This is a genomic window from Salipiger sp. H15, from assembly GCF_040409955.1.
Lineage (GTDB): Bacteria > Pseudomonadota > Alphaproteobacteria > Rhodobacterales > Rhodobacteraceae > Salipiger.
In genome coordinates this window covers 1,364,166-1,388,276 of the sequence record NZ_CP123385.1, presented here as the reverse complement: position 1 = coordinate 1,388,276, position 24,111 = coordinate 1,364,166, and the positions used below count along the sequence as shown (strand labels likewise).

General features: G+C 69.3%; 26 protein-coding genes and 1 riboswitch. Of the genes, 9 read left to right on the top strand and 17 right to left on the bottom strand.

Annotation, left to right across the window (positions count from 1 at the left end; genetic code table 11):
* Position 1: 1 nt before the first annotated feature.
* Positions 2 to 199 carry a sulfur carrier protein ThiS gene (gene thiS, locus PVT71_RS20810; RefSeq protein WP_353474389.1) on the bottom strand — a complete coding sequence of 66 codons (198 nt, stop codon included), beginning with the start codon at positions 197 to 199 and terminating at the stop codon, positions 2 to 4.
* Positions 189 to 1,178 (bottom strand): FAD-dependent oxidoreductase, encoded by a 990-nt coding sequence (locus tag PVT71_RS20805; protein WP_353474388.1) that lies wholly within the window; start codon positions 1,176 to 1,178, stop codon positions 189 to 191. The genes thiS and PVT71_RS20805 overlap by 11 nt, the downstream gene beginning before the upstream one ends.
* 128 nt (positions 1,179 to 1,306) lie before the next feature.
* Positions 1,307 to 1,432: riboswitch (TPP riboswitch) on the bottom strand.
* Positions 1,433 to 1,639: 207 nt separating this feature from the next.
* On the opposite strand from PVT71_RS20805, the gene PVT71_RS20800 reads away from it, so the two are divergent.
* Positions 1,640 to 2,245, top strand: coding sequence for a DUF1326 domain-containing protein (locus PVT71_RS20800; RefSeq protein WP_353474387.1), 606 nt, complete (start codon positions 1,640 to 1,642; stop codon positions 2,243 to 2,245).
* 15 nt (positions 2,246 to 2,260) lie between these two features.
* Positions 2,261 to 3,055 (top strand): DUF2182 domain-containing protein, encoded by a 795-nt coding sequence (locus PVT71_RS20795; protein ID WP_353474386.1) that lies wholly within the window; start codon positions 2,261 to 2,263, stop codon positions 3,053 to 3,055.
* Between the two features lie 12 nt (positions 3,056 to 3,067).
* Here PVT71_RS20795 and rsgA read toward each other — a convergent pair whose 3' ends face one another.
* Positions 3,068 to 4,150: a ribosome small subunit-dependent GTPase A gene (gene rsgA / locus PVT71_RS20790; RefSeq protein WP_353474385.1), complete on the bottom strand. Its 1,083-nt coding sequence runs from the start codon at positions 4,148 to 4,150 to the stop codon at positions 3,068 to 3,070.
* 231 nt (positions 4,151 to 4,381) lie between these two features.
* Here rsgA and PVT71_RS20785 point away from each other — a divergent pair, with 231 nt between their 5' ends.
* Complete coding sequence (locus tag PVT71_RS20785) at positions 4,382 to 5,524, top strand: HPP family protein (RefSeq protein ID WP_353474384.1); 1,143 nt, start codon at positions 4,382 to 4,384, stop codon at positions 5,522 to 5,524.
* Here PVT71_RS20785 and PVT71_RS20780 read toward each other — a convergent pair whose 3' ends face one another.
* Complete coding sequence (locus PVT71_RS20780) at positions 5,525 to 6,319, bottom strand: phytanoyl-CoA dioxygenase family protein (protein ID WP_353474382.1); 795 nt, start codon at positions 6,317 to 6,319, stop codon at positions 5,525 to 5,527.
* 83 nt (positions 6,320 to 6,402) lie between these two features.
* On the opposite strand from PVT71_RS20780, the gene PVT71_RS20775 reads away from it, so the two are divergent.
* On the top strand, positions 6,403 to 7,284 hold the full coding sequence (locus tag PVT71_RS20775; protein ID WP_353474380.1) for a LysR family transcriptional regulator: 882 nt from the start codon (positions 6,403 to 6,405) through the stop codon (positions 7,282 to 7,284).
* 16 nt (positions 7,285 to 7,300) lie between these two features.
* Here PVT71_RS20775 and PVT71_RS20770 read toward each other — a convergent pair whose 3' ends face one another.
* The 10 genes from PVT71_RS20770 to hmgA form a co-directional block, all read right to left on the bottom strand.
* Complete coding sequence (locus PVT71_RS20770; RefSeq protein WP_353474378.1) at positions 7,301 to 7,765, bottom strand: MarR family transcriptional regulator; 465 nt, start codon at positions 7,763 to 7,765, stop codon at positions 7,301 to 7,303.
* Between the two features lie 23 nt (positions 7,766 to 7,788).
* Complete coding sequence (locus tag PVT71_RS20765; protein WP_353474376.1) at positions 7,789 to 9,096, bottom strand: TRAP transporter large permease; 1,308 nt, start codon at positions 9,094 to 9,096, stop codon at positions 7,789 to 7,791.
* Positions 9,089 to 9,544 (bottom strand): TRAP transporter small permease, encoded by a 456-nt coding sequence (locus tag PVT71_RS20760; protein WP_353474375.1) that lies wholly within the window; start codon positions 9,542 to 9,544, stop codon positions 9,089 to 9,091. Before PVT71_RS20760 ends, PVT71_RS20765 begins: the two co-directional genes overlap by 8 nt.
* Complete coding sequence (locus PVT71_RS20755) at positions 9,541 to 10,581, bottom strand: TRAP transporter substrate-binding protein (protein ID WP_353474374.1); 1,041 nt, start codon at positions 10,579 to 10,581, stop codon at positions 9,541 to 9,543. The genes PVT71_RS20760 and PVT71_RS20755 overlap by 4 nt, the downstream gene beginning before the upstream one ends.
* A gap of 66 nt (positions 10,582 to 10,647) precedes the next feature.
* Positions 10,648 to 11,283, bottom strand: a complete 636-nt coding sequence (gene maiA / locus PVT71_RS20750; protein ID WP_353474373.1) for a maleylacetoacetate isomerase — start codon at positions 11,281 to 11,283, stop codon at positions 10,648 to 10,650.
* On the bottom strand, positions 11,276 to 11,470 hold the full coding sequence (locus PVT71_RS20745; RefSeq protein ID WP_353474372.1) for a DUF2783 domain-containing protein: 195 nt from the start codon (positions 11,468 to 11,470) through the stop codon (positions 11,276 to 11,278). Before PVT71_RS20745 ends, maiA begins: the two co-directional genes overlap by 8 nt.
* Positions 11,470 to 13,083 carry an FAD-dependent oxidoreductase gene (locus PVT71_RS20740; protein WP_353474371.1) on the bottom strand — a complete coding sequence of 538 codons (1,614 nt, stop codon included), beginning with the start codon at positions 13,081 to 13,083 and terminating at the stop codon, positions 11,470 to 11,472. Before PVT71_RS20740 ends, PVT71_RS20745 begins: the two co-directional genes overlap by 1 nt.
* 66 nt (positions 13,084 to 13,149) lie before the next feature.
* Positions 13,150 to 14,100, bottom strand: coding sequence for an MBL fold metallo-hydrolase (locus PVT71_RS20735; protein ID WP_353474370.1), 951 nt, complete (start codon positions 14,098 to 14,100; stop codon positions 13,150 to 13,152).
* An 11-nt stretch (positions 14,101 to 14,111) separates the two neighbouring features.
* Complete coding sequence (gene fahA, locus PVT71_RS20730) at positions 14,112 to 15,353, bottom strand: fumarylacetoacetase (RefSeq protein ID WP_353474369.1); 1,242 nt, start codon at positions 15,351 to 15,353, stop codon at positions 14,112 to 14,114.
* A 103-nt stretch (positions 15,354 to 15,456) separates the two neighbouring features.
* Entirely contained in the window at positions 15,457 to 16,824 is a 1,368-nt protein-coding gene (hmgA, locus tag PVT71_RS20725; RefSeq protein ID WP_353474368.1) for a homogentisate 1,2-dioxygenase, read from the bottom strand.
* A 74-nt stretch (positions 16,825 to 16,898) separates the two neighbouring features.
* Here hmgA and PVT71_RS20720 point away from each other — a divergent pair, with 74 nt between their 5' ends.
* Complete coding sequence (locus PVT71_RS20720; RefSeq protein ID WP_353474367.1) at positions 16,899 to 17,351, top strand: MarR family transcriptional regulator; 453 nt, start codon at positions 16,899 to 16,901, stop codon at positions 17,349 to 17,351.
* A gap of 171 nt (positions 17,352 to 17,522) precedes the next feature.
* Here PVT71_RS20720 and PVT71_RS20715 read toward each other — a convergent pair whose 3' ends face one another.
* Positions 17,523 to 19,049: an aldehyde dehydrogenase (NADP(+)) gene (locus PVT71_RS20715; protein WP_353474366.1), complete on the bottom strand. Its 1,527-nt coding sequence runs from the start codon at positions 19,047 to 19,049 to the stop codon at positions 17,523 to 17,525.
* Positions 19,050 to 19,322: 273 nt separating this feature from the next.
* Here PVT71_RS20715 and PVT71_RS20710 point away from each other — a divergent pair, with 273 nt between their 5' ends.
* The 4 genes from PVT71_RS20710 to PVT71_RS20695 all read left to right on the top strand — a co-directional run bounded on the left by PVT71_RS20710 (position 19,323) and on the right by PVT71_RS20695 (position 22,253).
* Entirely contained in the window at positions 19,323 to 20,129 is an 807-nt protein-coding gene (locus PVT71_RS20710; protein WP_353474365.1) for a transporter substrate-binding domain-containing protein, read from the top strand.
* Between the two features lie 76 nt (positions 20,130 to 20,205).
* Entirely contained in the window at positions 20,206 to 20,871 is a 666-nt protein-coding gene (locus PVT71_RS20705; RefSeq protein ID WP_353474363.1) for an amino acid ABC transporter permease, read from the top strand.
* 13 nt (positions 20,872 to 20,884) lie between these two features.
* A complete protein-coding gene (locus PVT71_RS20700; RefSeq protein ID WP_353474362.1) occupies positions 20,885 to 21,538 on the top strand; it encodes an amino acid ABC transporter permease in 654 nt (217 codons plus the stop codon).
* Positions 21,531 to 22,253, top strand: coding sequence for an amino acid ABC transporter ATP-binding protein (locus PVT71_RS20695; protein ID WP_194138232.1), 723 nt, complete (start codon positions 21,531 to 21,533; stop codon positions 22,251 to 22,253). The genes PVT71_RS20700 and PVT71_RS20695 overlap by 8 nt, the downstream gene beginning before the upstream one ends.
* 116 nt (positions 22,254 to 22,369) lie before the next feature.
* On the opposite strand, the gene PVT71_RS20690 is transcribed toward PVT71_RS20695, so the two are convergent.
* Both PVT71_RS20690 and PVT71_RS20685 read right to left on the bottom strand, forming a co-directional pair.
* Positions 22,370 to 23,407: an Ldh family oxidoreductase gene (locus tag PVT71_RS20690; protein ID WP_353474360.1), complete on the bottom strand. Its 1,038-nt coding sequence runs from the start codon at positions 23,405 to 23,407 to the stop codon at positions 22,370 to 22,372.
* A gap of 59 nt (positions 23,408 to 23,466) precedes the next feature.
* The gene (locus tag PVT71_RS20685; protein ID WP_353474359.1) at positions 23,467 to 24,102 is read right to left on the bottom strand and encodes an XRE family transcriptional regulator; all 636 of its coding nucleotides are present in this window, start codon (positions 24,100 to 24,102) and stop codon (positions 23,467 to 23,469) included.
* Between the last annotated feature and the right edge of the window lie 9 nt (positions 24,103 to 24,111).

Here is a 24,111-nt window from a genome sequence, read left to right as displayed (position 1 = left end):
CTCAGCCCCCCTGCATCGGCGACAGGACCTCGACCTTGGCGCCGTCGCGCAGCGCGGTGCGCTCGCGCAGCCCGCGTGGCACGAAGGCGCCGTCGAGCGCGGTGGCGACCGAGGCCGGATCGAAGCCGCGCTCGGCGAGCAGCGTCGCGAGCGTCGGCGCGGTTGTGGTGAGGCTTTCGCCGTTGAGATCAATGCGCATGATGCGCCTCCTTGGTGGGGTCTGCGGCAAGGCGCGCGGCCTGCTCCTCGGCCAGCACCGGGGCCATGAGAAAGCCGTGGCGATACATGCCGTTGAGGTGGATGCGGTCGCCGGTCTCGCGGATCGCGGGGATGTTGTCGGGAAAGGCGGGGCGCAGCCCGGCGCCGGTGGCGAGGATCTCGGCCTCGGCAAAGCCGGGGTGCACGGTGTAGGCGGCCGAGAGCAGCTCCATTGCGGCACGGGCGGTGATCCCGCCGGGGCGCGCGCTCTCGACCATGGTGGCGCCGAGCATGTAGCGCCCCTGCCCGCGCGGGACGATGTAGCAGGGAAAGCGCGGGTGCAGCAGGCGGAGGGTGCGGGTGAGCTTGACCCCGGGCGCGTGCAGCTCGAGCATCTCTCCGCGCACCGCGCGCAGGTCCGGAAGGTGGTCGCGGGCGCCGAGGCCCCGGCAGTCGACGATCCGCCCCGAAGCCGGGCCACCATGGATCGGCACGCCTCGGGCCTCGAGCGCCGCGCGCAGCTCGTCCATGGCGAGGCGCGGGTCGATGTGCGCCTCTTCCGCAAAGAAGAGGCCGGTGGCGAAACGCCCCGCGAGCTCGGGCTCGAGCGCGGCGGGATCGGTGCGGACGTGGCCCTGTGTCGCGCGGGCGAAGTGCTCGAGCTCGGCCCGGTCGCGTGGCGGGGCGATGACCAGCGTGCCGGTGGCCGAGTAGCTGCGCGTCCGCGCCCGCCACCAGCCAAGCGCGGCCTGTCCCCGGCGGGTGATCTCGGGCGGCGCGCTCTCGCCCTCGCAGAACGGGGCGAGCATCCCGCCCGCCAGCAGCGATGCAGGCGGTGGCGCATCCTCGGGCGCGATGAGCTCGACGTCAAAGCCGCGCCCGGCCAGCGCCGTGGCGGCGCAGAGCCCCGCGACCCCGGCCCCCAGCACCGAGATCCGACCGCCATGGCGGTGTCGCAGGATGTGTGAATTCGTCTCCACTCGGCCTCCCTTCCATCGGGACCCGGAGGACGCGCGGGAAGGCAGACGGGGCCGCCCGGGCCCGGGCGCGCGGAGGCGCAAAGGGGCCGAGTGGCCCGAAAGGACCACCCCAGCCGCGATGCATGGAGAAGATTGCCCTTCGGTCTTCCTACGCCAGCGTCAACTGGGTCAGGTTCAAAGGGTCGCATCACCGGCGCGGCACGCGCGCCTGTCAGCCTCTCAGTCCCCGTGGCGGGACTCCCCTGACGTGGCGCGAGCATAGGCGATGCCGGGGCACGGTCAATCGCCCATTTCCCGCGCGCCCGCCGCCGAGCGGAGCCGGACGGTACAAATCCGCCGCGTTTCGTGGTAGACTGCGCGCAGGCAAGGATCCCCGGGCATCATTGCGTCGCGCCTGTCGCGACCTTTGCAGCTTCGTCCTGCCGCTGCCTCTGGGGGCAGCACATATAGGGGGAATTTTCATGGGATATTCGATCGAAGGCGACCTTCTCGAGGTCTGCAACTGCAATGTTCTCTGCCCTTGCTGGATCGGGGAGGATCCGGACAACGGCTATTGCGACGCGACGCTTGCCTATCGCATCAACTCGGGCGAGGTCGACGGGGTGGACATGAGCGGCGTGATCGTCGCCGGTGTCGGCAAGATCCCCGGCAACGTGCTCGCCGGGAACTGGAAGCGCCAGCTCTACATCGACAGCAAGGCCAGCAACGAGCAGAGCGCGGCGGCCATCGACCTGCTGCAGGGACGCAGGGGCGGACCGCTGGCCGATCTGGCGCAGCTCATCGGCGAGGATCTGGAACCCAAGCGCGCCGACATCACCTTCACCCTCAACGAGGGCAAGGGCATGCTGAAGATCGACGGCGTGCTCGAGGCCGAGATGGAGCCCTACCGCGGCCCCACCGGCGAGGTCACCACGCTGAACGAGAGCATCTTCACCACCATCCCCGGCGCGCCCGCCTACGTCTCCAAGGCCGAGTATTTCCGCGTGAACGATCCCGGCGTCGGCATCGAGCTCGACATCGAGAAAACCAACGCGATCCAGGGCATGTTCCGCTTCGAATCCGCCTGACACCGGGGCCGGGCGATGCGCAGCCGCTATCACCGCCGGGCCTTCTACGGGCTCGGCCTGTCGCTTGCGGGCCTGGCCTGGCTGCTGCTGTGGCTCTGGTCGCAGGGCCCCTACGGCCGCTACCTCGACCACGGCGACTGGATGCACATCGGCCTCGCCGGGTCGATCTGCGGAGCGCTCCCCTTCGGCGAGGCGCTGGTCCCGGCGGCGCTCTACGTGTCGGGCTGGGTGCTGATGCTCGCGGCGATGATGCTGCCGACCACGCTGCCGATCCTCGACCTCTACGCGCGGCTGGTGCAGAGACGGCCCGACCGGCTGATGCTGGTCGGGCTGGTGATCGTCGGCTACCTCGCGGCCTGGCTGGTCTTCGGCCTCGCGGCGCATCTCGCCGATCTCGGGCTGGAGCGGCTCGCGCAGCGCAGCAACTGGCTCATCTTCAACGGCTGGGCGCTCGGCGCGGGGGTGATCGCGGTGGCTGGGCTATTCCAGTTCTCGGACCTCAAGCGCCGCTGCCTCGAGCGCTGCCGCATGCCGATGAGCTTCGTCATCGAGCACTGGCAGGGCCGCCGTGACCGGCGGAATGCCGCACGGCTGGGCTGGCGGCACGGGCTCTTCTGCGTCGGCTGCTGCTGGGCGCTGATGCTGCTGATGTTCGTGGTCGGGACCGGCAACCTCGGCTGGATGCTGCTGCTGGGCGGGGTGATGGCGGTCGAGAAGAACTTCGCCTGGGGCCGCCGGATCAGCACCCCGCTCGGCCTGCTGCTGCTCGGCTGGAGCGGCGCGCTGGTGCTGGCGCACCTGCTGCTCTGACGCGGCCCCGGCTCAGCGCCGGGTGCGTTTCTTGTCCTTCATCACCTTGCGGACCATCTTGCCGAAGGCGCGGTCCTTGACCCGCCGCTCGGACAGGCTGGCGGAGTTGAAGGCGTCTTCGGCCTTGAGCTTCTGCCAGCGTGCCAGCCGCGCCGGATCGAGCCGCTCCTCTGCCAGCGCCGCCCGCACGGCGCAGCCGGGCTCGGTCTCGTGCGCGCAGTCGCCGAAGCGGCACTCCGCCGCCAGCGCCTCGATGTCCTCGAAGAGCTCGGCGATGCCCGCCGCCGCGTCGGTCAGCTGCAGCTCGCGCATCCCCGGCGTGTCGAGCAGCAGGAAGCCGCCGGGCACCGGGTGGAGTTCGCGGTGGGTGGTGGTGTGGCGGCCCTTGGCATCGTCCTCGCGGATCGCCTGCGTGGCGATGTCGAGCGAACCCGAGAGCGCGTTGGTCAGCGTGGACTTGCCAACCCCCGACGAGCCCACGAAGGCCACCGTCCGCCCCGGCCGGCACCAGACCGACAGCGCCTCTGCCGGTGCGCCGCCGCGCGCGTCCATGGCCAGCACCTCGACGCGGTCCGACAGCGCGCGCGCCTCGGCAACGTAGGGCGCGGGATCGGCGAGGTCGCTTTTCGTGAGCAGGATCACCGGCTCGCTCCCGGCCTCGAAGGCCAGCGCGAGGTAGCGCTCGAGCCGGGCCGGGTTGAAGTCCTGGTTGCAGGAGGTGACGATGAAGAGCGTGTCGATGTTGGCGGCGATGAGCTGCACCTGCCAGTCGTGGCCGGGCGCGCGCCGCTTGATGACGCTGCTGCGCTCGAGCAGTCGGCTGTCCTTGGGCAGGGCGCGGTCGAGCAGCAGCCAGTCCCCGACCGTGGCGTCGATGCCCGGCGGGATCAGCTCCTCGATGCCGTCCCCCGCGACCTGCAGCCCGCTGCGGTGCACCGACAGCACGCGCACCGGCGGCGTCTCGGTCAGCGCCGCCGCGTCGATCTGCCGGGCGAAGAACGGGCCCCAGCCAAGCGCCTCGAGCGCCGAGAGCGCGTGACGTTCGGGGGGCACGGAGCCGCCGCCGGGAAGGAATGCCGAGTAGTCGCGGACCATGCGCTGTCCTGATGGGAAAAGTTGGGGCCGCCCAAGAATGACACATGCGCGGGCCGGGGCAAGCCGTTTCGCTACGGTCGCGGACGGCGGATGCTGTGAGGAATTTCCGGGACCGGCCTCTATCCCTGAGCAAGAAAACGCTTCATTAGAAGGCATCGCCAGCCCTTACGGCACCGCGCCGGATCCCGCCGCGATGCCGACGCGGCCATAGCAACAAGACCGGGGAAGCCCTTGATACAGTTACGATCCCTTGGACCGGCCGTGGCCCGGACCCGCCCCGCCGAAGCGCTGCGCGTCGCCGTGGGGGCCTTCGTGGGCCTCGCGCTCACCGGGCTCTTCCTGTCGCCGGTCGCGGACCTCGACCTCGGCCTCTACCTCGTGGCCCCGTTCGGCGCGAGCGCCGTGCTGCTCTTTGCCGTGCCGAACAGCCCGCTGGCGCAGCCGTGGTCGGCCATCGTCGGCAACACCGTGGCCGCGCTGGTCGGGGTCGCCGTCTGCCTGCACGTGCCCGACCCGGTTCTGCGGGTGGCGCTGGCGGTCGGGCTCGCCGTCGCCGCGACGATGCTCTGCCGCGCCGTGCACCCGCCCGCCGGGGCCGTTGCCATGACCGCCGCGCTGAGCCCCGAGGCCGTGGACCGGCTCGGCTACGGCTTTGCGCTCGCGCCGGTCGCGCTCGGCACCGCCTCGCTGGTGCTGATCGCCATCGCCTATGCCCGGCTGACCGGGCGGCACTACCCGCTGCGGCAGTTCGAGGACCCCGCGCGCCTCGGCGGGCACGCCCCCGGAGCGGCCGAGCGGCTGGGGCTGTCGGAGCAGGAACTGACAACGATCCTCGAGCGTTACCGGCAGTCCTTCAACCTCGGCACCGAGGATCTGGCGCGGCTCATCGGCGCGGCGGAGCTGCAGGCGGCCACGCATCACACCGGCCCGCTCACGGCGGCCAGCATCATGTCGCGGGATCTTATCACCATCGGCGCCGAGACCGCGCTTGCCGAGGTGGCCGAGCTTTTCCGGCGGCACCGTTTCACCTCGCTGCCGGTGGTCGGGCCCGGGCAGCGGTTCCTCGGCGTGATCTTCCAGATCCACCTCATCACGCGGGCGCGCGAGGATGCGCTGCGGCTCGATCGCGGCTATCTCGCGGCCTTCCGCCGCCTCGTCGACCGGGGCCGCGAGGCGCCGGTGACGGCGGGCGACATCATGAAGGTGGCCGGGCCGCGCGCCACGGCGGACACGCCCATCGGCGAGCTGCTGACGGTCCTCGCCGCGGGAGAGGTCGACGCGGTGCCGGTGCTCGAGCGCGGGCGCCTCATCGGCATCGTCACCCGCACCGACCTTGTCGCCGCCCTCGCGCGGAGGGCGGCCAACGGCGGCTGATCAACGCTGGAAGAGCACCGGGAACCAGTCCTCGCGGAGCGGCTGGCCGGGCTGCATGTCGTGGCCGGGATAGGGCGGCGAGGTGCGCCCCGGGCGCTCGACGTAGCGCGCATCGTCCCCCACCAGCCGCAGCGAGAAGGCGCGGCGGCGCGAGGTCGAGGTGTTGCCGCGCGCGCCGTGCAGCGTGGCGTAGTTGAAGGCCACCGCGTCGCCCGGCTCCATGGTCCATTCCCGGATCTCCATGCCCTCGGCGTCGGGATCGGGCACCGGCATGTAGGCGTCGCTGTCGGGGAAGAAATCGGTCTCGGACAGCCAGCGCTTCGGCAGCACGGGCTTTTCCCAAAGGTGGCTGCCGGCGACGCAGCGCAGGCTGGCGTCGGTGACCGGATCGACCGGCGACCAGAAGCTGACATTCTGCAGCCCATCGACGAAGTAATAGGGGCCGTCCTGGTGCCAGGGCGTCGGCTTCGATGTGCCGGGCTCCTTGACCAGCACGTGGTCGTGGAACATCTGCACCCGGCCCGAGCGCATCAGGTCCGCCGCGACCTCGGCGGCGGGAGAGGTGCGCACCACGCGCTCGAACTCGGGGATGCGCTCCCAGTTGCAGTAGTCGTCGAAGAAGCGGCCCGCCTCGCCCTCCTTGAGGTTCTCGGCGGCATAGGGTCCGGGTTCGGCCATGTTGCGCTCGATCCCGGCGCGGATATCCTCCACGTGATCGGCGAACAGGCCCTTGATGAGAACGACCCCGTCGCGCTGGAAGGCGTCGACGGTGTCCTGTGTGAGCAATGCGTGCATGGGCGTTTCCTCTGTTTCCATGCCAGCCTAGGCGCGGAAGAAGATAGCTTCCAATAATATATGCACATGTTATTTGTAGCTTCATGCTATATAACACGCTGCGCCAGTACGAGTACCTGATCGCGGTTGCTGAGCTTGGCAGCCTGACCGAGGCCGCGCGGCACCTGAACGTCTCGCAACCCTCGCTCTCGGTGGCGATCACGCGGATCGAGGAGCGGCTCGGGCGGCCGGTCTTCGTCCGCCGCAAGGGCGCGCCGGTCGAGATCACCCCCTACGGGCACGGCCTGCTGGCGAAGGTGCAGGCCCTGCTGGCGCAGGCGCGCGACATCGAGAACCCGCCCGACACCGCCCCGCCCTTCGTCGTCGGCTGCTTCGAGGACATCGCGCCGCTCTATCTGGCCGAAGCGCTGGGGGCCCTGCGCTGCGCCTTGCCGGGCGAGACCTTCCGGGGCGTCGAGGCCCGGTTCTCGGATCTCGCCGCCGACCTGCGGCAGGGGCGCATCGACGTGGCGATTTCCTATGACGTCGGCTTCGAGGGCAGGTTCGCGCGCCGGGTGCTGAAGGAGGTGCTGCCCGTCGCCTTCCTGTCGCCCGACCATCCGCTGGCGCGGAAGGCCTCGCTCGAGCTGGGGGAACTGGCCGCGCATCCGCTCATCTTCTTCTCCGAGGAGCTGTCCGAGGGGTTCATGAACCGGCTCTTCCAGGCGATGCGGCTCAGCGCCACCGTCGGGCACCGGGTGAAATCGCTCGAAATGATGCGCTCGCTGGCGGCGCATGGGGCGGGCGTCGGGATCAGCTATTCCTGCCCGCCGAGCAGCCTCTGCTACGACGGCCGCCCGCTGGTGACCGTGCCGATCTCGACACCGCAGGCCGCGACCGAGATCGCGCTGATCTGGTCGGGGCTGCGCGAGGAGGGCGCCCGGTTCCGGCAGGTGGTCGCGACGCTCGAGGGCGCCTTCGCCTGACCCGTCCCGCGCCCGGTCAGTCCCCGGGCGCGCCGCAGTCCGAGATGAAGGCATCGAGCAGCGCCACCAGCTGCGTGTAGCGCTCCGCGCCGAAGCGGCTGGCGAAGCCGTCGGTGATCGCGCGCGAGACGGGGGTGTAGCGCGCGACCAGCGCCCGGCCCTCCTCGCTCACCGTGACCACCTGCCGACGGCGGTTCTCGCGGTCCTGCACCCGCTCGACCAGCCCGCGCTCGACCATCGACTGCAGGATGCGCGACACCGAGGTGGATTGCAGGCAGGCCGCCTCGGCCAGCCCCTGCACCGAACAGGGGCCGCTCTCGATCAGAACCCGCAGGATGCGCCACTGCGGCTCGCTCACCCCGGCCTCGGCCAGCATCGGGCGCAGCTCGCGCAGCAGCGTCTCGCGCGCGCGGATGAGCGCGATGGGCAGCGACTGGGTGGTGGGCGCGAGCCTCGGCAAATCGGCGATGTCGTCGGTCATGGCGCCCCCGGCGTCCTGCGGTGTCAGAGCAGACATAGCGAGATCCACGGCACGAGCACCAGCAGCGCGAGGCGCACGAGGTCCGCGAGCCAGAACGGGATGATGCCCCGGAAGATGGTCGAAAGCGCGATGTCCGGCATGACCGAGCGCAGCACGAAGACGTTCATCCCGACCGGCGGCGTGATCAGGCTCACCTCGGTGACCACCACGACGACCACGGCGAACCAGATCAGGACGGCCTCGGGGTCGGCGAGCGGGCCGGTGCCGAAGTCGAGCTGCGCGATGATCGGGTAGAAAACCGGCACGGTCAGCAGGATCATCGACAGGCTCTCGAAGACGCAGCCCATCAGCAGGTAGATGACCACCATGATCCAGACCACGGTCCAGGGGTTCACATCGGCGTCGTAGATGAGGTCGACCAGCGCGTCGGGCAGGCCCGCGAAGTTGACGAAGGCCGAGAAGATCTCGGCGCCGATGATGATCGCGAAGATCATCGCCGAGGCCAGCAGCGTCTCGCGGCAGGCCGAGACGAACCCCTTCCAGTCGAGCGCGCGCATCCCGAGCGCAAGCACGAGCGAGGCGATGGCGCCCATGCCCGCGGCCTCGATCGGGGTGAAGAACCCGCCGTAGATGCCGACCATGATGAAGAGGAAGAGGCCGAGCGTGCCCGCGACGCCCATCTTGTCGCGGCGGGTCATCGGCTGCGAGCCGCCGGCCTCGGGCGCGAGCGAGGGATCGAGGCGCACCGCCACCATCACCGCGACGAGGTAGAAGAGGATGCCGATGGCACCCGGCACCAGCCCCGCGATGAAGAGCTTGCCGATGTCGCTCTCGGTCAGCAGCCCGTAGATGATCATGATCACCGAGGGCGGGATGAGGATGCCGAGCGTACCGCCCGCGGCGATCGACCCGGCGGCAAGGCTGTCGGCGTAGCCGAAGCGGCGCATGGGAGGCATGGCGACGCGGCTCATCGTGGCGGCGGTGGCCAGCGACGAGCCCGAGACCGCCGAGAAGCCGCCGCAGGAGAGCACCGCCGCCAGCGCGAGCCCGCCACGCATCCGGCCGAACACCCGGTCGGCCCCGGCAAAGAGCCCCTGCGCGATGCCCGACCCCGCGAGCACGTTGCCCATGAAGATGAAGAGCGGCACCACCGACAGCGAGTAGCTGAGCCCGGTCTCGAAGACCGCGGCGCCGATCATCGACCCGGCGGGCTCCCAGCCGCGCAGCCAGGCAAAGCCCGCGCCGCCGACCAGCGCCATGGCAAAGGCGATGGGCACGCGGGCGAAGACCAGCACCAGCAGGATGGCGATGGCGATCAGGGATTCAGTCATGGCTCAGCTCCCGCATGAGGCCGAAGATCGCCGAGGCGAGGCAGGCCAGCGCTCCCAGCGCCGCGAAGGGCGCCAGCGGCACGCCGAGCGAGACCGAGCGCGCGCCCTCGTGCCACTGGTCGATCATCATCCCGAAGAGCGTCCAGGCGAACCAGCAGAGCACCGCCGCCGAGACGACGGCGGCAAACACCCCCAGCGCCTTGCGCACCGGGCGCGGCATCGCGTCCACGAGCAGGTCCACCTCGACATGCGCCCCGGCGCGGCTGACCAGCGGCAGCGCCACGAAGACCAGCGCGCCGAGCATCAGCTCGGTCAGCTCGAAGGCCCCCGAGAGCGGCGCGTTGAGCAGGTAGCGGCCCACCACGTCGATCCCGGTCACCGCCATGAGGGCCAGCAGCAATGTTGCCGCCAACCCCAGGAGGATCGTCTCGAGACGCCTCGCGATCATTGCGCCGCCGACATGTCGACGCCGGTCATCTCGCGGAAGCGCGCCAGCGCGGCCGCGCCGTCCTCGCCCTCGGGCAGGCTTTCGGCCCAGGCGGTCTCATGCTGCGCGGCGGCGGCCTTCACCGCCTCGAGCACCGGCGCGGGCGCGGCGTAGAGCTCGATGCCGGCGGCGTCGATCTTTTCCTTCGCGGCATCGTCGGCGTCGTTCCAGGCCTTGCCGACCAGCTCGGCGAAGGCTTCGCCGGAGATCGCGTCGATCGCCTGCTGGTCCTCGGGCGAGATCTCGTTCCACTTGTCCTCGTCCATCACCAGGAACCAGCTGGTGTTGTAGAGCCCGCCCGGCACGGTCATCGCGTATTTCAGATCGTCGGTCAGCTTGAACGCGGTCAGCGCCTCGTAGGTGAAGGCCACCCCGTCGATCACCCCGCGCGAGAGTTTCTCGTAGACCTCGGGCGAGGACATGAAGAGCGGCGTCGCGCCGAGATCCTCGGTCAGCCCCGCGACGTAGCCGCCGGGCACGCGGATCTTCATGCCCTGCAGGTCGGCGGGGGTCTCGATCTTGCGCAGGTTGTTGTGCAGCAGGCCCGGCCCGTGCATGAAGAGGCCGAGCAGGTGGGTGCCCGCGTGCTCTTCGCGCGCGTTCAGGTCCTCGGTGTAGACGGTCCAGAACGCCTTCGACGCGCTCACCGCGTCATCGCCGAGGAACGAGAACTGCCCCAGCTGCGCGCCGGCGAACCGGTCGTCCTCGGTGAAGCTGTGCAGGCCGTAGGTGATGTCGGCGACGCCGTCGCGCGCCATGTCGAAATGCGCCGGCGGGCTGCCCAGCGGCTTGCCAAGCACGCGCACCGAGACGCGGCCCTCGGTCACTTCCCCTACCTTCTCGGCCCAGGGCTTGATCGCGTTGACCACGACCGGGTGGCGCGGCGGCAGCCAGCTCGACAGCGCCAGCTCGATGTCCTTGGCCTGCGCCACGCCGGACATGGCCAGCAGCGCGAGGGTCGCGAGACCGGTCTTCTTGAAGGTGTTGGTGATCGTCATGAGGGGATCCTCCCTTGCGGGGACGCGGGCTCCTCCGCCCGTGCCCGGTGAATGTGCGGTTGAAAATCAGGTGGCCGCGGGCTGCATCGCCTCGGCCGCGGCCTTGCGGAAGGCGCCGAGCCCCTCGCAGGCCCGCGCCACGCGGGTGATGCGCGGCAGGTCGCCGGTCGGCACGCCCCAGCGCGCCGCGTTGTAGAGCTGAGGGATCAGGCAGAGGTCGGCCTGCGTCAGGGTGGGTCCGCTGCAATAGGGCCCGGCCTCGTCAAGCAGCGCCTCGACCGCCTCGAGCCCGGGACGGATGAAATGGCGCATCCACTCGGCGCGGGTCTCGTCGCGCCCGGTCAGCGCGACCGCATGGGCCGCGACGCGCAGGTTGCACACCGGGTGCAGGTCGCAGGCGATGGCCTGCGCGATCGCCCGCATCCGCGCCGCCTGCGCCGGCTCCGAGGGGCGCAGCGAGACGCGCCCGGTGTCCTCGAGATAGTCGAGGATCGCGAGACTCTGGGTCAGCCGCAGCCCGTCGATCTCGAGCACCGGCAAAAGGCCCTGCGGGTTCCGCCCAAGATGCTCCGCGCCGCGCTGGTCGCCGACGAGCAGGTCCACCGGGCGGCTCTCCCAGTCGATCCCCGCGACGTTGAGCGCGATGCGCACCCGCCAGCTCGCGGTGGAGCGCCAGTAATCGTAGAGCACCGCCTCAGGCATAGGAGCGCGCCGTCTCGAAGATGTCCTTCAGCACGTCCGCGTCGCCGATCCGGTTGGCCAGCAGCAGCACGATCCGCACGTTGAGCGCGTGGCTCTCTTCTTCGCTCAGCCCCTCGTGCGCGGTCATCAGCGCCTCGTAGACCTCGTCGCCGCGGGCGCCGAGCCCCATGTCATACACCTGCCGCATCACGCGATTTCCCTTTCGCAGCTCTTGCCCATGGCGCGGGCGAGCGCCTCTTTCAGCGCCGCTTCCGGCACCTCGCCGTGGAACACCGCCGCCGCGTGGCCATCGGGCCGCACGAGATAGGCAAGCCCTGTGCCGTAGCGCTGCAGCGCGTAGCCGCCGTGGTCGTCACGGGTCTCGTAGCCCTTGCCCGACTGGCCGATGCCGATCCGGCGGACACCCACGTCGGGCAGGTCGATCTCGCCGAAGCCGACCAGCGTGAATTCCCCCTGAAGCAGCGGCAGCAGCCAGCCATTGCCCACCGGCGCGTCGAGCATCGGCTGGCCCGGGCGAAGCTTGCCCTCGCCCGGCGTCTGCAGCGCGAAGCCTTCCAGCGAGCAGGGCAGTGACAGCCGCCCCGAGTTGATCAGCCGCCGCGCGAAGGGCTGGTCATGCGCCATGCGCAGGGTCTCGCGGCGGAACAGCGCCTCGATCGGCGTCTTCGGGGTCATGAAGTTGGTCGAGCGCGACGAGTTGAGGATGTTCTCCGCCGAGCCGTGCGAGCGCTCCTCGTGGTAGCTCTCGATCAGCGCCTCCTCCGCCTCGCCCTTCAGCACCGCCGCGAGTTTCCAGCCGAGGTTGTCGACGTCCTGAATGCCGCCATTGCCGCCGCGCGCGCCGAACGGACTGACCACGTGGGCGCTGTCGCCGACGAAGACCACGCGGCCGTGCACGAAGCGCTCGAGCTTGATGCAGCGGAACTTGTAGACCGACAGCCAGTCGAGCCGGAACGGCTTGTCCCCGACGATCGCCCTGATGCGCGGGATCACCTTCTCCTCGCTGGCTTCCACCTTGGCATCGGCGCCGAGGTCGAGCTGCAGGTCGATGCGGTATATGTTGTCGGGCTGCGCGTGCAGCAGCGCCGACTTGCCGGGGTGGAAGGTCGGGTCGAACCAGAACCAGCGCTCGGCGATGCCGTGATCGCCGAAGGGGCTGTCTTCCATCTCGATGTCGGCGATGAGGAACTGCTCCTCGAAGGTCTGGCCGGTGAAGTCGAGCCCCATGCGCTCGCGCGTCGCCGACTTCGCACCGTCGCAGGCAAGCAGCCAGTCCGCCGCCAGCGCGTAGCTGCCCTCGGGGGTCTCGACGGTCAGCGTGACGCCCTCCGGGCTGGCCGAATGGCCCACCACCTTCGACAGGAAGCGGATGTCGATGAGATCCGGGAACTCGCGCGCCCGCTCGAGCAGGTACTCCTCGACATAGTATTGCTGGAGGTTGATGAAGGCCGGGTACTTGTGGCCGTCCTCGGGCAGCAGGTCGAAGCTGTAGACCTCCTCGCCCCCATGGAAGAGCCGCCCGACCTTCCACGTGACACCCTTCGCCAGCATGCGCTCGCCGACGCCCAGCCGGTCGAAGATCTCGAGCGTGCGCTTGGCCCAGCAGATCGCCCGGCTGCCCACCGAGACCACGTTGTTGTCGTCAAGCACCACCGAGCGGATGCCGTGCAGCGCGAGGTCGATCGCCATGGCAAGGCCGATGGGCCCGGCGCCGACGATGGCGACCGGCGCGCCGGTCGCGCCGCCGTCAAGCTCGGGCGGGCGCACGAAGGGCTGCGGGGCGTAGCTGTATGCGGGCATGGTCTCTCCTCCCTTGGGCGCGCGGTCCGGCTCCTCCGCCGGGCCGCGCTGGGGTCGTCGTTCGGCTCAGCCCTGAAGGGCGGCCCACATCTCCTGGTCACGCGCGGCGGTCCAGACACGCGGCGTGTCGATGCCGCGGGCCTCGTCATAGGCGCGGGCGACGTTGAACGGCAGGCAGTGCTCGTAGATCGCATAGTCGGCGAACTTCGGATCGCACTCGGCGCGCACCGCGTCCCACGCCTCCTTGAGCGAGCCGCCGCGGGCCACGACGCGGGCCACCGGCTTGTAGGTCGAGCGCACGAAATCGGCGGTGTTCTCCAGCGCCTGCATCACCTTCGCCTCGCCCACCAGCGCGTCGCCCCGGCCCGGCGCGATGGCCTTGGGCTCGAAGCTGGCGATGTTGGCCAACGTCTCGGGCCAGTCGTTGAAATGGCCGTCGCCGCAGTAGCAGGCCGAGTGGAACTCGACGATGTCGCCGGTGAACATGACCTCCTGGTCGGGCACCCAGATCACCGCGTCGCCGGCGGTATGCGCGCGGCCAAGCTGCAGGATGTCGACCCGGCGCTTGCCGAGGTAGACGGTCATGCGGTCGCTGAAGGTGGTGGTCGGACGGGTCAGCCCGGGGATCTCCTCGTGGCCCTGGAAGAGCCGCGGGAAGCGGCCGAACTCGCTGTCCCAGTCCTCCTGCCCGCGCTCCTCGACCATCGCGGCCGCGGCGTCGGACATGATGATCTCGCGCGCGCCGTAGGCCGAGGCGCCAAGCACGCGCACGGCGTGGTAATGGGTCAGCACGAGGTGGCTGATCGGCTTGTCGGTCACCGAGCGCACGCAGTCGATCACCTTGCGCGCCAGCCGCGGGGTGGCCTGCGCTTCGACGATCATCACGCTCTCGTCGCCGATGATGACGCCGGTGTTGGGATCACCCTCGGCGGTGAAGGCATAGAGCCCCTCGCCCACCTCGGTGAAGCTGATCTTCTTCTCTTCCATGTCGCCTTGCGACGCGAATGCCTTTGCCATGGGGGCCTCCTTCAATCCTTGGTCCAGTCGGGCTGCGGCACGGCGGGCAGGATCCTGCCCGAGCACGCGCCGAAGCCGATGCGATAGCCGTCGCCCCGCGCGGCGCCCCGAAGCGTCAGCTTGTCGCCGTCCTCGAGGAAGCTGCGGGTCGCGCCGCCGGGCAGCTCGAGCGGCTCCTTGCCGCCCCAGCTCAGCTCCAGCAGAGAGCCGCGGCTGCCGGGCGTGGTGCCCGAGATCGTGCCCGAGCCCAAGAGGTCGCCGGTGCGCATCGCGCAGCCGCTGGTGGTGTGATGGCAGAGCTGCTGCGGCGCCGAGTAGTACATCTCGCGATAGTTGGTGCGGGCGATCACCAGCTCCTCGCCACCCTCGGGCTCCAGCGCCACCTCGAGGTCGATGTCGTAGAGCATCGGGCCGGGCTCACGGAGATAGGGCAGGAGCTCGCGCTCGCGCGCCGGGGTGGAGGTGCGGAACGGCTCGAGCGCCGCGCGGGTGACGATCCAGGGGCTGATGCTGGTCGCGGTGGCCTTGGCCTGGAACGGCCCGAGCGGCTGGTATTCCCAGGCCTGGATGTCGCGCGCCGACCAGTCGTTGAGCAGCACGTAGCCGAAGATCATCTCGTCCGCCTCGGCGACCGAGACCATGCCGCGCGACGGCGTGCCGACGATCGCCCCCATCTCGAGCTCGAGATCGAACCGCGCGCAGGGCGCAAAGCGCGGCAGCGCGTCCTGCGGCCCCTTCAGCTGGCCCCAGGGACGGGTCACATCCGTGCCCGAGACCACCACCGACGACGCCCGGCCGTTGTAGCCGATGGGGATCGACAGCCAGTTCGGTGGCAGCGCGTTCTCGGGGCCGCGGAACATCGTGCCGACGTTGAAGGCGTGGTTCTTCGAGGCGTAGAAATCGGTGTACTCGCTCACCGCGAAGGGCATCAGCAGCGCCACGCCCTCCAGCGGCACGAGATGCGGCTCGACCGCCGCGCGCTGCGCCTCGTCGCCGAGCAGCTCGATCAGCCGCGCCCGCAGCGCCGCCCAGACCTGTGGCCCCGCCGCCATCACCGCATTCCACGACGGCGCGGCGAAGAGCGCCGGGTCGAGCCCGTGATCCACCGCGCCGACGTCCAGCACGCAAGCGCCGATCGCCACGCCCATGCGCGCGCCGCGGCCGTCATCGAAGACCCCGTAGGGCAGGTTGTTCAGCGGGAAATCGCAGCCGGGCTCGTTCGCCCCTGCCACCCAGCTCGTCATCAGGGTCATTCTCGTCCTTCCGGGGCGGCCCGCCCCTTCTTCTCTTTCCAAATACGCCGGGGGTGAATTGGCCGAAGGCCAAGAGGGGGCAGCGCCCCCTCCCCCGCGACCGTCAGTCCCAGTTGCCCTCGGGCGTGCCGTCGAAGCGCTTCTTCAGGCTGTCCCAGCAGTCGATGTAATCGTCCTGCAGCGGTGCTTCGCGCGCGGCGAAGCGCGTCAGGTGCTGCGGGAAGCGGGTCTCGAACATGAAGCTCATCGTGTTGTCGAGCTTGCCGGGCTTGAGGTCGGCAAAGCTCGCCTTCTCGAAAGCCTCGTTGTCCGGCCCGTGCGGCAGCATCATGTTGTGCAGGCTCATGCCGCCCGGCACGAAGCCCTGCGGCTTGGCGTCATACTCGCCGTAGATGTTGCCCATCAGCTCGGACATGACGTTCTTGTGGTACCACGGCGGGCGGAAGGTGTTCTCCGCCACCATCCAGCGCTCGCGGAACAGCACGAAGTCGATGTTCGCGGTGCCCTCGACACCCGAGGGCGCGGTCAGCACGGTGAAGATCGAGGGATCGGGGTGGTCGAAGAGGATCGCGCCGACCGGGCAGTAGGTGCGCAGGTCGTACTTCACCGGCGCGTAATTGCCGTGCCAGGCCACCACGTCGAGCGGCGAATGCCCGATCCAGGTCTCGTGGAACTGCCCCTGCCACTTGATCACCACGCGGCTGCGCGCCTCGCGGTCCTCGAAGGCGGCAACCGGCGTCTTGAAGTCGCGGCGGTTGGCCATGCAATTGGCGCCGATCGGGCCGCGCCCCGGCAGGTCGAACTTCTGGCCGTAATTCTCGCAGACGAAACCGCGCGCCGGCCCGTCGATCAGCTCGACCCGGTAGACGAGGCCGCGCGGCAGGATGGCGATCTCCTTGGGCTCGAGGTCGATCACCCCGAGCTCGGTGCAGAAGCGCAGCCGCCCCTCCTGCGGCACCACCAGCAGCTCGCTGTCGGCGGAATAGAAATACTCGTCCTGCATCGAGGCGGTGACGAGGTAGATGTGGCTGGCCATGCCGACCTGGGTATAGACGTCGCCCGCCGTGGTCATGGTGCGCATGCCCGTCAGCCAGGTCAGGCTCTCCTGCGCATGCGGCACCGGGTTCCAGCGATACTGGCCGAGGCTGATGACGTCCGGATCGACGTTGGGCGCCGACTGCCAGTAGGGCACGTCGATCTTGGCAAAGCGGCCGACGTGCTTCACCGCCGGGCGGATGCGGTAGCACCAGGTCCGCTCGTTCTGGTGGCTCGGCGCGGTGAAGGCGGTGCCGGAGAGCTGCTCGCCGTAGAGCCCGTAGGCGCAGCGCTGCGGCGAGTTCATCCCGTCGGGCAGCGCGCCCGGCAGGGCCTCGGTTTCGAAATCATTGCCGAAGCCGGGCATGTAACCCTCGTGCAGCGCGGAGATCCCCGCGGCGCGCGTCAGGCCCGAGATCTTGCTCAGGTCGTTCATCTGCGAAGTCCTCCCTCGACTGATTGCTGACATGTTGTTAGTTGCTTTTGTAACTAACAAGGGGGATTCTCAGGATGACCAAGAATTCGGCAGAGGACCGCGATTCCGATGATTTCTTCGAGCTTTCGGCCTTCACGCCCTACCTGCTCAACCAGGCGGCCGAGGCGCAGAGCGACGTGTTTGCAAGGAATTACCGCGATCGCTACGGCATGCTGCGCACCGAGTGGAGGGTGATCTTCCACCTCGGCCGCCACGGCGACATGAGCGCCAAGGAGATCTCGGACAGCGCCTCGATCCACAAGACCAAGGTGTCGCGTGCGGTTCGCGCGCTCGAGGAAAAGCGATTCCTCTCGCGAGTCACCAGCCCCGAAGACCGGCGCAGCGAGCGCCTGTCGCTGCGCCCGCCCGGACAGGAGGCCTTCCGCCACCTCTGTGGCGCGGCCGAGGCCTATGAGGCCGCGCTGGAACGCCGCCTCGGCAAGCGCGACGCCCGCAAGCTCCGCGAGCTGCTCGCCAGGCTGAGCTGACCGACCGGAAGGGGGCTCCGCCCCCGCCCTTCGGGCTCCCCCGGGATATTTGGAACATATGGAAGACGGGGCGCGGCGACCTGGTCTTCTTCTCTTTCCAAATACGCAAATTCGAACGCAAACGCCCGCGCCACCCGTCGGGGCGGCGCGGGCGCGTTTCGGCCTGGCGGCTTACTTCAGATCGTCCGGCAGCAGGGCGTCCGGCAGGTTCTGGTAGCTGACCGGGCGCAGGAAGCGGCGGATCGAGAGGGTGCCCACGGAGGTGGCGCCGAAGTTGGTGCTCGCGGGGTAAGGCCCGCCGTGGACCATCGCCTCGGAGACCTCGACCCCGGTCGGGAAGCCGTTGACCAGCACCCGGCCGGCCTTGCGCTCGAGCACCGGCATCAGCCGCTGTGCGAGGGCCGTGTCGCCTTCGTCCATGTGGATCGTCGCGGTCAGCTGGCCCTCGAAGCCCTTGGCGAGCTCCTGCATCTCGTCGGCGCCGGAGACCCGCACCACGAGGCCGAGCGGGCCGAAGACCTCCTCGCCAAGTGCATGATCCTGCAGGTAATTCGCCGCATCCGTCTCGAAGAGGTTGGGCAGCGCGCTGCGCCCTTCGCTGTCGGTGGTCAGCACCGGCTTGACGGCATTGCGCCCGTCGAAGCGGGATTTACCGTCCTTATACGCTTTCGCGATACCGTCGGTGAGCATGCATTGGGCTGACACGCCCTTCAGCGCCTCGGCGGCGGCGGCGACGAATGCGTCGCCCTCGGGGCCCGTCTCCACCACGGCAATGCCGGGGTTGGTGCAGAACTGGCCGGCGCCCATGGTGAGCGATCCGGCCCAGCCGGTGCCGATCTCGGCGCCGCGCGCCTTCACGGCCTCGGGAAGGAGGAACATCGGGTTGACCGAGCCAAGCTCGCCGAAGAAGGGGATCGGCACCTCGCGCTGCGCGCAGAGGTCAAACAGGGCACGGCCGCCGCCGAGCGAGCCGGTGAAACCGACCGCATTGATCAGCGGGTGCTGCACCAGCGCCTGGCCGACGTCGCGCTTGCCGCCCTGAACGAGGGAGAAGACGCCCTTGGGCATGCCGCATTTCAGGATGGCGGCGAGGATGGCTTCCGCAACGATCTCGCCGGTGCCGGGGTGCGCGCCATGGCCCTTCACGACCACCGGGCAGCCGGCGGCCAGCGCCGCGGCGGTATCGCCGCCGGCGGTGGAGAAGGCGAGCGGGAAGTTCGAAGCGCCAAAGACCGCGACCGGGCCGATCGGGCGCATCACCATCTTGATGTCGGGGCGCGGCAGCGGCTTGCGCTCGGGCAGCGCCTCGTCGTGGCGGCGGTCGAGGTAGTCGCCCTTGAGGATGTGGCTGGCGAAGAGCCGCAGCTGGCCGGTGGTGCGGCCGCGCTCGCCCTGGAGCCGCGCCTCCGGCAGGCCGGTCTCCTGCGTGCCGATCTCGGTGATCGCCTCGGCGCGGGCCTCGATCTCGTCGGCGATGGCATTGAGGAACTCGGCGCGGGCGGCGCGGGTGGTGTAGCCATAGGTCCAGAAGGCCTCCTCGGCGGCCTTGCAGGCCGCGTCGACCAGCGCCGGGGTGCCGACCGAGAAGTCATGGCTCGGCCCGTGCGCCGGCTCGGAGGTGAATGTGGTCTCGCCGGCCACCCACTCGCCCGCGATCAGGTGCTTGCCGTGCGGGGTGAAGACGGATTTGTCGAGCATCGAGATGTCCTTTCGGTCAGGGGATGAGTCCAACACGCTGCCTCGCCGCCGCCGGGCACTGCTCCGCCCTGCCAGCGGGGACACCGGCGCGATCGGCACCCCGGAGGCCACTGGTCGCAGCGATCGCGAGGGGATTTCAGCGCGTTAGAAAGTTCTTCACCGCAGTACCAAATATTTTCTTCACAGGCTAGTATTTTTCATTTAGGAAAAATCTTGCACGAAAAAATAAGTCGGCCCCCTCTGCCGACGGCTTCAACAGCGAGAGACATCCGAATGAAGACCCTTACGCTCACCGCCGCAATGCTGACCGCGACCGCGCTCGCGGGCACCGCCCAGGCCGACAAGCTCGACGACATCATCTCCTCCGGCACGCTGCGCTGCGCCGTGGTGCTCGACTTCCCGCCGATGGGCATGCGCGACGACAGCAACACGCCGATCGGCTTCGACGTCGACTACTGCAACGACCTCGCGGCGGCGCTCGGCGTCGAGGCGGAGATCGTCGAGACCCCCTTCCCCGAGCGCATCCCGGCGCTGATGTCGGGCCGCGTCGACGTGGGCGTCGCCTCGACCTCGGACACGCTCGAGCGCGCCAAGACCGTCGGCTTCTCGGTCCCCTACTTCGCCTTCGAGATGGCCGTGACCGCGAACGACTCCACCGGCATCGCCTCCTTCGAGGACATGAAGGGCCACACCGTCGGCGCCGTCGCCGGCACCTACGAGGCGATCGCGCTGCAGGCGCAGGTCGAGGCATGGGGCGAGGGCGACTTCCGCCCCTACCAGACCCAGGCCGACGTCTTCCTCGCGCTGAGCCAGGGCCAGCTCGACGCCACCGTCTCGACCTCGACCGTGGCGCAGGCCAACGTGCAGTCGGGCAACTTCGGCGGCATCTCGGTGGTCGGCAAGGCTCCGTTCGACACCGATTACGTCGCCCTCTTCGCCAAGCGCGACGACTACGGGCTGCTGAACTACCTCGACCTCTTCGTGAACCAGCAGGTGCGCACCGGCCGTTACGCCGAGCTCTACGAGAAGTGGGTCGGCGGCGAGCTGCCCGACCTCACCGTGGGCGGCGTCTACCGCTGATCCCTGACCGGACCGACCGGCGGCGCGGCCCCTCCCGCGCCCCCTTTCCTTTCGCTCTATCAGGCGCCTAACGCACATGTTCGATTACACCTTCCAATGGAAGCAGGCACTGGCCAAGCTTCCGCAGATGCTGGATGGTGCGGTCGTCACGATGGAGGTCGCAGTCCTGTCGATGGTGATCGGCATCCTGCTTGCCGTCATCCTGACGCTGCTGCGGCTCTCGGGCTCGCGCCCGCTTGCCGCCATCGCCACCACCTGGGTCGAGATCGCGCGCAACACGCCCGCGCTCTTCCAGATCTACATGGCCCATTTCGGCGTGGCGAGCTTCGGCATCCACTTCTCGCCCTTCGTGTCGCTGCTCATCGGCATCACCTTCAACAACGCCGGCTATCTCGCCGAGAACTTCCGCGGCGCGCTGAAGGCGATCCCCGACACCCAGACCCGCGCCGGCCGCTCGCTCGGCATGTCGCAGCTGCAGGCCTTCCGCTTCATCATCCTGCCGCAGATGCTGCGCATCTCCTTCCTGCCGATGACCAACCAGATGGTCTGGGCGATCCTGATGACCTCGCTCGGGGTCACCGTCGGGATGAACACCGACCTCTACGGGGTGACGCAGGATCTCAACGCGCTGACCTTCCGCACCTTCGAGCTTTTCGCCATCGCCGCGGTGATCTTCTACGCGATCACCAAGGTCATCACCCTCGGCGCGCGGCTGCTTGCCGCCCGCCTGTTCCGCTACTGAGGGAGGAGACAGCATGTTCGACACCGCCCTCACCGCAAACGACCTGATCTTCCTCGCCAAGGGCGCGGGGATGACGATCCTGGTCACCGCGATCTCGGTCACCATCGGCACCGTGCTCGGCATCGTCTTCGGCGTGGTCCGGGTGCAGCTCGGCGCCGTGCTGGCCGCGCCGCTGACCTTCGTTCTCGACATCTTCCGCTCGATCCCGCTGCTGATCCAGCTTGTGCTGGCCAATGCCTTCATGGGCATGGTGCTGAAGCTGCAGATGTCCGGGCTCACCGTGGCCTGCATGGTGCTCTCGCTCTACACCGCCGCCTATTGCGCCGAGATCGTCCGTGGCGGCGTCGACGCGGTGCCCGCCACCACCCGCCGCGCGGCGCGCTCGCTCGGCATGAGCTGGGGGCAGGACATGCGCTACATCGTCATGCCGCTGGCGACCCGCGTCGCGCTGCCGTCGTGGATCGGCCTCGCGCTCGGCGTCATGAAGGACTCCGCGCTCGTCTACGTGGTGCAGGTCACCGAGCTTCTGAAGTCGACGCAGATCCTCATCACCCGCCTGCAGGAGCCGATGTTCCTGCTGCTGCTCTGCGGCGCCTTCTACTTCATCATCAGCCTTCCGCTGGCCCGGTTCGGCGGCTATCTCGAGAAACGGTGGTCCAATGATTGAGATCCAGAATGTCCGCAAGTCCTTTGGCCAGATGGAGGTTCTCAAGGGCATCGACCTGACCGTCGCCAAGGGCGAGGTGCTGACCGTGATCGGCGGCTCCGGCTCGGGCAAGTCCACGCTGCTGACCTGCATCAACGGGCTCGAGCCGATCGACAGCGGCCGCATCCTCGTCGACGGCACCGAGGTGCATGCCAAGTCCACCAACCTCAACAAGCTGCGCCAGAAGATCGGCATCGTGTTCCAGCAGTGGAACGCCTTCCCGCACCTGACCGTGCTCGAGAACGTCACGCTGGCACCGCGCAAGGTGCTCGGCATGTCGAAGGGCGAGGCCGAGGCGATCGCCGAGAAGCAGCTGCGCCACGTCGGCCTCGGCGACAAGCTCAAGACCTTCCCGACGCGGCTCTCGGGCGGCCAGCAGCAGCGCATGGCGATCGCCCGCGCGCTGGCGATGTCGCCCGACTACATGCTCTTTGATGAGGTGACCTCGGCGCTCGACCCGCAGCTGGTGGGCGAGGTGCTCGAGACGCTGAAGATGCTGGCCGAGGAAGGCATGACGATGATCTGCGTCACGCACGAGATGGCCTTTGCCCGCGACGTGTCGAACCGGGTGGCCTATTTCCACAAGGGCGTGATGGCCGAGATCGGCGCACCCGAGCAGATCTTCGGCGCGCCGCAGGAAGAGGTCACCCGGCAGTTCCTCGCCAGCGTGCGCTGAGACGGTCGGGACCGGCGCGGCCGGTCCCCTCTCCTCCCCCCGGGCCACGGCCCGCAGGACATGAAAAAAGGCGCGGGAGGTATCCCGCGCCTTTGCCGTTCTCCGGCGTGGAAGGCTCAGCCCTCCAGCGCGGCGAGCCCCTCGGCCTCGAACTTGTCGAGCTGCGCCATCTCGGCGGTGCTCAGCGCGATGCCGTCCGTCAGCGCCTTGGCCCGGGCGGTGAAGCGGCGCTCGGACGGCAGGCGCGCGCCCTGCCCGCTGATCGCGGTCAGCAGCTTCTCGCCCTCGGCGATGGGATCACGGCCCGAGCGCGCCGCGAAGGTCTGCGGGTCGAGCGCCAGCACCAGCGCGCCGTGACGCGGCAGCAGCCCGCCACCGCCCATGAAGTCGAGCGCCTCCTTGCTCATGAACTCGCCCAGCATCGCGCCGGCCAGCAGCTCGACCATGGTCGAGATCGCCGAGCCCTTGTGCGCGCCGAAGGTCAGCATCGCGCCCGCCAGCGCCGCGTCGGGATCGGTGGTCGGGTTGCCGTCCTTGTCCACCGCCCAGCCCTCGGGGATCGGCGTGCCCGCGCGGCGGTGCAGCTCGATCTCGCCGCGCGCCGCGACGCTGGTGGCAAAGTCGAAGACGTAGGGATGCGGGCCCGGGCGCGGCCAGCCGAAGGCGATGGGGTTGGTGCCGAGCAGCGGCTCCTTGCCGCCCGCCGGGGCCACGAAGGAATAGCTCGGGCACATCGAGAGCGAGGCGAGCCCCTCCTCGGCCAGTGCCTCGACATCGTGCCAGAGCGCCGAGAAATGCAGGCAGTCGCGGATCACCAGCGCCGCCAGCCCGGTCTCGCGGGCGCGCGCCACGAGGGCGTCCTTGGCGGCGTCGAAGGCCGGGTTGGCGAAACCGCCGCCCGCGTCCACCTCGATCACCGCCTTGCCGGCGTCATGCACCTGCGGCACGGCGTCCGGCGAGACCTTGCCGGCGGCCAGGACCCGCAGGCAGCCCTCGATCCGGTAGATGCCGTGCGACTTGCAGTGGTCGCGCTCGCCGGCCACGATCACGTGGGCCACGGCATGGGCGTTATCGCGGCTCAGCCCGCTCTTCTCGAAGATCGCCTGAACACGGGTCATGAGCCCGTCGACGGAAATGATGTGCTGCTCGGCCATTGTCTGGCGCTCTCCTTCAGGGATGGTTCAGGCGGACAGGCGCCCCGGCCGGGGCCGGATCACTTGTCCACGTCGATGTAGGTGCAGGCCCAGAAGACCTTGGTTTCGGTGTCGTCCACGGCGCGCAGCCCGTGCTTGATGGTGCTGTCGAAATAGGCGCAGTCTCCCGGCTCGAGGATCACCGTCTCGTAGTGCTCGACGGTCAGCTCGACCCGGCCCGAGAGCACGTAGAGCGTCTCCTCGCCGTCGTGCGATTCCAGCTCCTCGCGCTTCAGCGGCGGGCGCTGCTCGACCCTGGTGACCAGCGGGATGATCTTCTTCTCGGCCAGCGCGTTGCAGAGCACCTCGTATTCGAAGTTCTTCGAGCGGACCTTGCGGCCCTGCCCGGCGCGGGTGACCGTCAGGCGGGTGGTCTGGAGCGCCTCGTGGTCGGCCGAGAACAGCCGCTCCATGCCGATGTCATAGGCCCGCGCGATTCGGACGAGGTTCTCGTAGCTCGGCGACACGCGGCCGTTCTCGATCTTGTGGATCGTCGAAAGCGCGAGCCCAGTGCGCTGCGCCGCGACCTCGAGCGTGAAGCCGCAGCCCTGCCGGACCGCCTTCATCCGCGTGCCCAGCTCGCTGCGCAACTGCTGGCGCTCCGCCTCCCAGTCATCCGCCGGGAGAGCCTCCGGGTCTTTTTCCGTTTCGGTCATAATTTTTCT

What these genes read in the sequence shown, in the direction of transcription:
- thiS (WP_353474389.1), bottom strand. Translation starts at nt 199, where the DNA reads ATGCGCATTGATCTCAACGGCGAAAGCCTCACCACAACCGCGCCGACG.
- PVT71_RS20800 (WP_353474387.1), top strand. Translation starts at nt 1,640, where the DNA reads ATGGGATATTCGATCGAAGGCGACCTTCTCGAGGTCTGCAACTGCAAT.
- PVT71_RS20795 (WP_353474386.1), top strand. Translation starts at nt 2,261, where the DNA reads ATGCGCAGCCGCTATCACCGCCGGGCCTTCTACGGGCTCGGCCTGTCG.
- rsgA (WP_353474385.1), bottom strand. Translation starts at nt 4,150, where the DNA reads ATGGTCCGCGACTACTCGGCATTCCTTCCCGGCGGCGGCTCCGTGCCC.
- PVT71_RS20780 (WP_353474382.1), bottom strand. Translation starts at nt 6,319, where the DNA reads ATGCACGCATTGCTCACACAGGACACCGTCGACGCCTTCCAGCGCGAC.
- PVT71_RS20775 (WP_353474380.1), top strand. Translation starts at nt 6,403, where the DNA reads ATGCTATATAACACGCTGCGCCAGTACGAGTACCTGATCGCGGTTGCT.
- PVT71_RS20770 (WP_353474378.1), bottom strand. Translation starts at nt 7,765, where the DNA reads ATGACCGACGACATCGCCGATTTGCCGAGGCTCGCGCCCACCACCCAG.
- PVT71_RS20765 (WP_353474376.1), bottom strand. Translation starts at nt 9,096, where the DNA reads ATGACTGAATCCCTGATCGCCATCGCCATCCTGCTGGTGCTGGTCTTC.
- PVT71_RS20760 (WP_353474375.1), bottom strand. Translation starts at nt 9,544, where the DNA reads ATGATCGCGAGGCGTCTCGAGACGATCCTCCTGGGGTTGGCGGCAACA.
- PVT71_RS20755 (WP_353474374.1), bottom strand. Translation starts at nt 10,581, where the DNA reads ATGACGATCACCAACACCTTCAAGAAGACCGGTCTCGCGACCCTCGCG.
- maiA (WP_353474373.1), bottom strand. Translation starts at nt 11,283, where the DNA reads ATGCCTGAGGCGGTGCTCTACGATTACTGGCGCTCCACCGCGAGCTGG.
- PVT71_RS20745 (WP_353474372.1), bottom strand. Translation starts at nt 11,470, where the DNA reads ATGCGGCAGGTGTATGACATGGGGCTCGGCGCCCGCGGCGACGAGGTC.
- PVT71_RS20740 (WP_353474371.1), bottom strand. Translation starts at nt 13,083, where the DNA reads ATGCCCGCATACAGCTACGCCCCGCAGCCCTTCGTGCGCCCGCCCGAG.
- PVT71_RS20735 (WP_353474370.1), bottom strand. Translation starts at nt 14,100, where the DNA reads ATGGCAAAGGCATTCGCGTCGCAAGGCGACATGGAAGAGAAGAAGATC.
- fahA (WP_353474369.1), bottom strand. Translation starts at nt 15,353, where the DNA reads ATGACCCTGATGACGAGCTGGGTGGCAGGGGCGAACGAGCCCGGCTGC.
- hmgA (WP_353474368.1), bottom strand. Translation starts at nt 16,824, where the DNA reads ATGAACGACCTGAGCAAGATCTCGGGCCTGACGCGCGCCGCGGGGATC.
- PVT71_RS20720 (WP_353474367.1), top strand. Translation starts at nt 16,899, where the DNA reads ATGACCAAGAATTCGGCAGAGGACCGCGATTCCGATGATTTCTTCGAG.
- PVT71_RS20715 (WP_353474366.1), bottom strand. Translation starts at nt 19,049, where the DNA reads ATGCTCGACAAATCCGTCTTCACCCCGCACGGCAAGCACCTGATCGCG.
- PVT71_RS20710 (WP_353474365.1), top strand. Translation starts at nt 19,323, where the DNA reads ATGAAGACCCTTACGCTCACCGCCGCAATGCTGACCGCGACCGCGCTC.
- PVT71_RS20705 (WP_353474363.1), top strand. Translation starts at nt 20,206, where the DNA reads ATGTTCGATTACACCTTCCAATGGAAGCAGGCACTGGCCAAGCTTCCG.
- PVT71_RS20700 (WP_353474362.1), top strand. Translation starts at nt 20,885, where the DNA reads ATGTTCGACACCGCCCTCACCGCAAACGACCTGATCTTCCTCGCCAAG.
- PVT71_RS20695 (WP_194138232.1), top strand. Translation starts at nt 21,531, where the DNA reads ATGATTGAGATCCAGAATGTCCGCAAGTCCTTTGGCCAGATGGAGGTT.
- PVT71_RS20690 (WP_353474360.1), bottom strand. Translation starts at nt 23,407, where the DNA reads ATGGCCGAGCAGCACATCATTTCCGTCGACGGGCTCATGACCCGTGTT.
- PVT71_RS20685 (WP_353474359.1), bottom strand. Translation starts at nt 24,102, where the DNA reads ATGACCGAAACGGAAAAAGACCCGGAGGCTCTCCCGGCGGATGACTGG.